Origin of the sequence: Neobacillus citreus, from assembly GCF_018343545.2 — a bacterium.
GTDB lineage: Bacteria > Bacillota > Bacilli > Bacillales > Cytobacillaceae > Neobacillus > Neobacillus citreus.
This window is the reverse complement of sequence record NZ_JAGYPE020000009.1, coordinates 123,791-128,241: the sequence shown is the minus strand read 5'-3', so window position 1 is coordinate 128,241 and position 4,451 is coordinate 123,791. Positions and strand designations below refer to the sequence as shown.

Genomic DNA, 4,451 nt, shown 5'->3' with positions numbered 1-4,451 from the left:
TTTAAATTTATCTGGATTAAATATAAATGAATAATAGGCTTCCCTAAGTGTTTTTTTGTATTTCTGAATTTTCACGGAATTTGTTTTTTAAGGAGGAAATTATGAAAGAATTTATTATTTCATATTTAGAAGATATTGAAAAGCAGAGAATAAATTAATTCTCCGCTTTTTTGCTTTCTAATATTATTTTTAAGGCATCAATGAGCCCAGGGAGTTTTTCATAATTTGGTTGATCGTTGTTATTTATGATCTCATTGATCCTGTTTTGGATTCGGGTCTCTGCCTCCTCAATAGTAAACAGAACAACTATCTCCATTTTCCATCGTCCACCTCGAATCTTTTCATTAATATATGTGAAAAAATTGAAAGTGCTTGTACTTTTCCCCATTTTAAACGTAGGGCCAAAGTTTAAGAATTAACTACTACTTGATTACAAGTTTTTCTTTTTTTAAAGAGAGTTAACAATTCGGTTAAGAGTTTAAACAAAAAAGCGTTTCTGTACATAGCAGAACCGCTTTTTCTAAAGCAAGAAGAGAATTCAGTTTAACATTCTATTCTATTAATTCAATGATTAAAAAAACTCATTATCAATATTTATAAAACTAATTTTATTTATTATCTTAACTTTGGTAATATTCTAATAACTCAAAAAACTATTGTCAAAATATCTTACATGATTCTAATATATACCATTATTTTTGCTATATTTCAAGAGATAAGGAGGGATTCTTTGTGAATGTCATAGATTTAAGAAGAGATTTTCATCGTTATCCTGAACTAGGTTTTACTGAGTTCAGAACCGCTTCCAAAGTGGTTGAGGTCCTAGAGGGTTTAGGGTTTTACGTTTTATATGGTGAAGACGCAATTGATTCTAACTCCCGTCGTGGGGTCCCAACTAAACGTGAATTGGACGAGGCGTATGCAAGAGCAATAAAATGCGGTGCCAATCTGGAAATAATTGAAAAAATGAAAGGCGGCAATACCGCAGTCGTAGGAGAATTGAAAGGAAAAAAGGAAGGCCCTACAGTAGCTTTCCGATTTGATATGGATGCTTTACCTATTCATGAGAGCAACGATGAGGATCATTATCCGCATGCGGAAGAATTCTCCTCTGAATTCTCTGGAAATATGCATGCATGTGCGCATGACGGCCATACGGCCATGGGGTTATTACTAGCTGAAAGATTAGCAGACCGAGAGTTTGCTGGTACCTTAAAACTAATTTTTCAACCTGCTGAAGAAGGTGGCAGAGGAGGATATGCGATGTCCCAAAAAGGAATTGTCGATGACGTGGACTTTCTGTTTTGCTCCCATCTTGGATTAGATTTGCCACTAGGAGAAGTTCATGGAGGAAATTCAAAATTTTTAGCTTCTTCCAAAATGAAGGCCTATTTTTACGGTGTTCCATCCCATGCTGGTGGGACTCCTGAAAAAGGGCGAAATGCCTTACTAGGAGCAGCTACTGCTTTATTAAATATCCATGCCATCCCTCGTTTCAGTGGTGGGACCACTCGGGTGAATGTAGGAATATTAGAAGGTGGAACAGCCGCAAATATTATTGCGAGCGAAGCTTCTATGGTCATTGATGTCCGTTCAGATAGAGCAGAAATAAAAGACGAACTAGAAGAACGGGTGAAATCAATTGTAGAACATTGTGCCCTGATGCACGGATTAACTTCAAAGATAGACATAATTGGTGAAGCGACCACTATCCAACCTGATCTAGAGTTGGTCTCCGTGGTACTCGAAGAAGCAAAGCAAATAGATGGGTTTACATCGTTCAAAGAAGATTGTGACATTAGCCTAGGCAGTGAAGATGCTTCTTTCCTTATTAAAAGGGTTCAAGATAGAGGAGGAAAGGGAACTTACATGAATATTGGTTCCCCATTACCGGCGCCGCACCATCATCACAAATTTGATATTGATGAGGCTGTTCTGCCGCTAGCCGTTCAACTATTAGTAAGAATAGGAAAACGGATGTTAACTTAGAAGAATTGTTCTAAATTCAACATACCGATTTCCGAATTTTTATATAAAAAAGGGGGTTTATTTATGACAAAAAGGTTTAAAAAGCTCAGTTGGTTAATCACAGGTCTGTTATTGCTCTCAATGGCTTTAATCGGGTGCAGTAATGATTCAGACAAAAAAACGAAATCCACTAGCGGTGAGGCGGTTACGAAAAAAGGGGGAGACCTTAAAGTTGCCATTGATGCCCAGCCGCCAACATTAGATCCTCAAATCTCTACAACCACTGCTACCAAAGAAATCGCCAGACACATCTTTGAAACCTTATTGGTGTTAAACCCGGATTATGAAGTACAACCGATGTTAGCAGAATCATATAAAGTTAGTGAGGATGGCTTAACCTACACTTTCAAATTAAGACAAGGGATTAAATTCCATAACGGTAAAGAGATGACAGCAGAAGATGTAGTAGCATCGATGAACCGCTGGTTAACCAAATCAACACGGGCTGCTAATGCGATTGGAAAAGGTCAATTTGAAGAAGTAGATAAATATACGGTTCAATTAAAAATTGAAAAGCCGACCATTGGTGTATTAGATGTCATTGCTTCCACCAACCAGTTTGCTGCTATCATGCCGAAAGAAATTATTGACAATGCTCCAAAGGACGGGATCACCGACATTGTTGGTACTGGACCATTTAAATTTGTTGAATGGAAACCAGACCAATATATTAAAGTGGCAAAATATGATGATTACAAACCTGTAGATGCACCATCTAATGGATTAGCAGGTAAAAAGGAAGCTTTAGTAGATAACATTATTTTTGAAGTTGTTTCAGATAGTTCTACTAGACTCGGTGGAATTACAACAGGTCAATATCAAATTGCGTATCAAATCCCTTCTGATAACTATGAGCAAATTAGCAGTTCCCCTGATACGAAACCAATCTTAAATTTATATGGGGGTCTTACCTTCGTATTTAACAAAAAACAAGGGCCATTTACGGACGAAAAACTTCGTCAGGCAGTCAATACAGGGATTAATAACGAAGACGTATTGATTGGAGCGTATGGGAATAAGAAATTTTACCGGTTAGATAATGGATTAATGTATAAAGACCAGAAAAAATGGTACACAGATGCCGGGAAACAGTATTATAACCAAAACGATAAAGTAAAGGCTAAACAGTTAGTTAGTGAATCCGGCTATAAGGGAGAAGAGGTCCGTATCCTAACAACCAGGGATTATGAGTATAACTATAATTCTGCTGTTGTCATGAAAGAAGAATTAGAAAAGATTGGAATTAAGGTGAAATTGGACGTCGTGGACTGGGCAACATTAACCTCTAAACGGAATGATCCAGCTGCTTGGGATGCATTTATTACTGGATTTTCACCAGTTTCATTGCCAACTCAAACGTTACCATTAGACCCTAATTACCCAGGCTGGCCTGCGGATGAGAAACTTCAACAATTCACAGAACAAATTCGTACTGCAGCATCTGATAAGGATGCTTATGCCAAATGGGAAGAAATGCAGGAATATGCTTGGAAAGAGTATGTACCTTACGTTAAAATCGGAGACTATTATACCTTCCATGTTTATCGAAATGAGGAGATTAAAGGAAACACTTATTTTGAAGGTATGATCCTATGGAATACAAGTCTAACAAAATAATGACTTCTTAGTATAACAAGAGGTTGACGGGTTAGGGGGGGACCTCACGAGTAAGACAAAGACCAGAAGGATGTTCAAACACCACGATCTGGAAATTGTTCAGTGAGGTTGCCCTTTCCTATTACAAACTGCTTGTTATCTTCCGTTACATACTCTGCAAAAGGAGGCTTGTTTGATTTGAAATCGTATATTTTAAAAAGAATTCTTTCTCTTATTCCAGTTCTTCTCATCGTTTCAATTGTCGTTTTCATGATTATCCATTTAACACCAGGAGACCCTGCATCCGTGATACTCGGTCCTGAAGCAAGTCAAGAAGATGTCAAGCAATTGCAAGAGGACCTAGGACTAAATGACCCTGTTTACCAGCAATATTTCCATTGGGTTGAAGGTGTTTTCCAAGGAGACTTAGGCGATTCATTTTTTATGGATAAACCGGTAACGGAGGCAATAATAGAACATCTTGGTCCTACCATATCATTAGCTATTTTGTCTCAAATTACAGCTATTCTTATTGCTTTGCCTTTAGGAATTATGGCTGCTAGAAAGCGGGGAACTGCGACTGACCAAACTTTTATGGGTCTTTCCTTGCTGGGCATCTCTATCCCCCATTTCCTCTTCGGATTATTTTTAATTATTATTTTGGCTATTAACTTAAGGTGGCTTCCAGTAGCCGGGTATCAGCCATTGAGCGCCGGCTTTTGGGAGCATATTAAATATCTCATTATGCCAGCTATTGCCTTAGGTACTGGTCAAGCCGCACTTATTGCACGGATGACTCGGTCTTCCATGGTCGAAACGTTGAATTT

The 4,451-nt window shown here is 38.0% G+C and carries 4 protein-coding genes; 3 read left to right on the top strand and 1 reads right to left on the bottom strand.

Annotated elements, in window-relative coordinates; all coding sequences use genetic code 11:
* Positions 1-154: 154 nt before the first annotated feature.
* Positions 155-316 carry a hypothetical protein gene (locus tag KHB02_RS07665; protein WP_213145713.1) on the bottom strand — a complete coding sequence of 54 codons (162 nt, stop codon included), beginning with the start codon at positions 314-316 and terminating at the stop codon, positions 155-157.
* A gap of 416 nt (positions 317-732) precedes the next feature.
* Here KHB02_RS07665 and KHB02_RS07660 point away from each other — a divergent pair, with 416 nt between their 5' ends.
* The 3 genes from KHB02_RS07660 to KHB02_RS07650 form a co-directional block, all read left to right on the top strand.
* Entirely contained in the window at positions 733-1,989 is a 1,257-nt protein-coding gene (locus KHB02_RS07660) for an amidohydrolase (RefSeq protein WP_213145714.1), read from the top strand.
* 63 nt (positions 1,990-2,052) lie between these two features.
* A complete protein-coding gene (locus KHB02_RS07655; protein WP_213145715.1) occupies positions 2,053-3,645 on the top strand; it encodes an ABC transporter substrate-binding protein in 1,593 nt (530 codons plus the stop codon).
* Positions 3,646-3,822: 177 nt separating this feature from the next.
* On the top strand, positions 3,823-4,451 hold a 629-nt coding region (locus KHB02_RS07650), incomplete at its 3' end, for an ABC transporter permease (RefSeq protein WP_241113768.1).

Excerpts from the sequence above, each read along its gene's own strand:
- KHB02_RS07665 (WP_213145713.1), bottom strand. The coding sequence starts at position 316 with ATGGAGATAGTTGTTCTGTTTACTATTGAGGAGGCAGAGACCCGAATC.
- KHB02_RS07655 (WP_213145715.1), top strand. The coding sequence starts at position 2,053 with ATGACAAAAAGGTTTAAAAAGCTCAGTTGGTTAATCACAGGTCTGTTA.